Here is a 2,966-nt window from a genome sequence, read left to right as displayed (position 1 = left end):
TGCCATATGACATCTTCAATGCGATGTTCCTTCAGCAGAATCTTCACAATGTCAGGCACGCTTTTCTTCTGGAAGATCCGGCAGTCTGTGCTGTGAGAAAGCCGGTGCACAGCGGGCTGCAAGGTGAGCTGATAAGATGTTCGGTGATGACCACTGTCGCCTCGAGCGATCTGGGAAATCACTCCGGCAAAGTGGCGGAGCCCGAGATATTTATGATGGACCGTCACGGTTGCTGGCGTGTCCAGCAAAGCATGAAGGTCAATATGAGCATCCTGGCTGGCAAGTGTAACGTCGATGTTGGACAACTCGTTGATCTGCTCACTGGCGGCAAAATGGCTCACCAGTAATTCGCTGTCCGGCAAGGCCGGAGCATGGAAGGTAAAGGCCAGGTCCTGTTCCTGAAACAACTCAGGCAGGTGAACAATAGCATTCATATCAAACTCATCAGACTAATGGTTTGAAGCAATCGCTAGGGGTTAAAGTAATAAGTAAATCAATCAGTTTCGTTTGCTGGTTGCGTGGGTGAAGTACATTCCAATACCCAAAAAAGCAAACTTGACCACCTCTTGCTGCTGCCTCAGTCAATATTAAATTGTGATTGCCATTACACCAGTAACTTTGCGTGAGGCTGAGCGTACTCGGGGCCAGAACAAATTTTGTTCGCAGGCGTACGCTAAGAAATTTATTTTTTATAGTCAGTAAAGTGCCTAATAATGTCCGTTTACGGATAGCGATAAATTACTTGGCTATAAAATAGGTAGATATCCATTTGAACATTCCAACGTTCTCTGTTTGTCTGTCTTACCGTACGATTTTCGACCGATCTTGTCCTTGCCCCAAAAGGCTCAGATCGGTCTCATCAATCCGGCTCTGGTTTTCATCGCCTCCCTCAATGCCTGCGGAGGCCATCCACAGAGGCTCACTGGCATGCAGGCCCTGCCAGATGTCAACTGGTGTCAGCCCTTCACCCAAGTCGAATGCTCCAAGTGTTGGAGTGATGTTATTATCCGCCAATTTCAACATCTCCTGACCCGACTGATGCTGATCCTCCGCAAGCAACGGCGTCCCCGACTCGGCATACCGCCCGGCCATTTACAAAAACGGTGCCTGATCCAGCACTCATAGATCGTCCGTGCGAAGGACATTTTTTACAGCCGTGTGGAGCAACGCTATCCCCAACACGCACAACGGCGATTTGATTGACAAACACATCTGGACTTCCTGCAACTGACGGAGTTGGTGGAAAGCACCCATGACCAGAGGCTATGTCACCTTTACGATATGCAGCAGGCATGAAGGCTTCCATAGATTATAATTAAATGTTTACGAGCAAAAAATGTCAGACCAATCCGCAACCAGCTAATCTGCATTTTCATCTTTATCTTCGCTAGGTGATTTGATTTCTTCGATAAAAAGGAAGTGAAATAATACGGATGTAACTATACCAAAAATCGCAATAGATATGAATTCAAACAATTCAACATCATTATATATTAATATATAGAGAGAATATAGTAATATTCCGTAGATTATAGTGATAATATTAATTGACGATGATTTCAACTTAAGCTTCATTACTTTTCCCAATACTGAGTTAAGTATTCAGGATCAACACCATCTGCGAACACAGCACTGAACTGCTCATGTGTAGCTTCTCCATTCTGATATTTTATCATCATTATGGATTTGATCTCTTCCATTTGTTCCTTGGCTGCATGATACGCCACAACCGCCGACGCAATCACAATCGCTCCTATAACGCCGCCCGCTCTGGCTAGCTTTGGAGCATGTTGTCCAAGTCGCTTTTTAAGGGCATCTAGCAATGCATCTTGCCCCATGAACCGTTTTCCTGCTTTTTTCATACCCTCTCGTATTGAACCAGTATCGAGCATTTCAGTAGCTGCTACTTTACCAGCGCCTATAACGCTCCCACCCGCCACGCCAATTCCTACTCGTTCCAGCCACCATACTGTAGCTTCAAGATCTTTGTAGATCTCAACAAGCTCCGCTGGCGACTTGTCTAGCTTTGCATACCAGGCCGGGAACTCCTGCATCATGATGACCTGGCTGGCCACACCACCATGGAACTCGCTTGTCATACTACCTTTCTGGGGAGGAAAAGCAGAGTGAGCATTTTGCAGGATCTCATTGCCGTACTGACGACGCTCAGATTTGTCGGGTATTACGGGCATCGCGTAAAGGTTAACGAGAATTGCTAAGGCAAAATCCTCATTTTCCTCTATCGCTTCTTTTCTGATGCCAAATAGATTGCAGAGTGCGAGAAGCCTTGCATTTGCGCGGCTTGATAGCTTGTCCATCTTCTGTTCCTAATTGATTTTGACCTTGCCGCCCCTCAAAACAAGCTCTGAAGATGCATTGATAGAAATGTTCGTTCCGGTCATTTGTATTGAGCCATCTGCATTCATGATGACTTTGCTGCCACCGCAGATAATCGTGTGCCGTTTGCCAGCGACCACCGTATAAAACTCCTTCGCAGTCGAAGATATCGACTTATCAACTGTGACAGTCGAGTTTCCAAGAATGCTCTCAGAGCTGTTTTGAGCTACCGATTTGCTGAAATTTTTACCGGCGTGCTGAAAGTAGTTTGCGCCGGAATTCACGACTATATTTTTATCCGCTTCTATACTGTAGTTCCCTGATTGCGACCCGTTGAACAGGTGGTTTTCCATTGACTTGCCAATCTGAGAAACCTTATTCACTGAACCGCCAATTTGCTTGGATGCAAGCCCCGCAAGTGAAGATGAGCCGACCTTCACATTTACCGACCCAGAGATGGCAACATGGGCATTGCCAAGAACTTCGTCCAGCGTGTTTTTGGCCGTGAAGCTGGAGCGATTGTTTAAGACGACCGATGCCATGTCATTACGCACCATGGTGTTCATGTCTTTTTGTACATGTAGCCGAACTTCTTCTTGGCCTCCCTCATCCTCAAAGCGAATTTCATT

General features: G+C 46.2%; 5 protein-coding genes. All 5 read right to left on the bottom strand.

Translation table 11 applies throughout. The features are described 5' to 3' along the window. Positions 1–434 (bottom strand): contractile injection system protein, VgrG/Pvc8 family (locus PsW74_RS29525; protein WP_275506027.1); only part of this gene is annotated, 434 nt, incomplete at its 3' end. Positions 435–801: 367 nt separating this feature from the next. Beyond that, on the bottom strand, positions 802–1,014 hold the full coding sequence (locus PsW74_RS26990; RefSeq protein ID WP_082830727.1) for a hypothetical protein: 213 nt from the start codon (positions 1,012–1,014) through the stop codon (positions 802–804). Then, entirely contained in the window at positions 1,004–1,294 is a 291-nt protein-coding gene (locus PsW74_RS28550) for a PAAR domain-containing protein (protein ID WP_082830726.1), read from the bottom strand. The genes PsW74_RS26990 and PsW74_RS28550 overlap by 11 nt, the downstream gene beginning before the upstream one ends. 280 nt (positions 1,295–1,574) lie before the next feature. Beyond that, a complete protein-coding gene (locus tag PsW74_RS26980) occupies positions 1,575–2,318 on the bottom strand; it encodes a hypothetical protein (RefSeq protein ID WP_063287000.1) in 744 nt (247 codons plus the stop codon). A gap of 9 nt (positions 2,319–2,327) precedes the next feature. Then, positions 2,328–2,966 (bottom strand): hypothetical protein (locus PsW74_RS29520; protein ID WP_208988181.1); only part of this gene is annotated, 639 nt, incomplete at its 5' end.

Origin of the sequence: Pseudovibrio sp. W74, from assembly GCF_001623085.1 — a bacterium.
In the GTDB taxonomy this organism is placed as follows: domain Bacteria; phylum Pseudomonadota; class Alphaproteobacteria; order Rhizobiales; family Stappiaceae; genus Pseudovibrio.
Note: the sequence above shows the minus strand (reverse complement) of the source record. Positions and strands in the feature narration are given on the sequence as shown.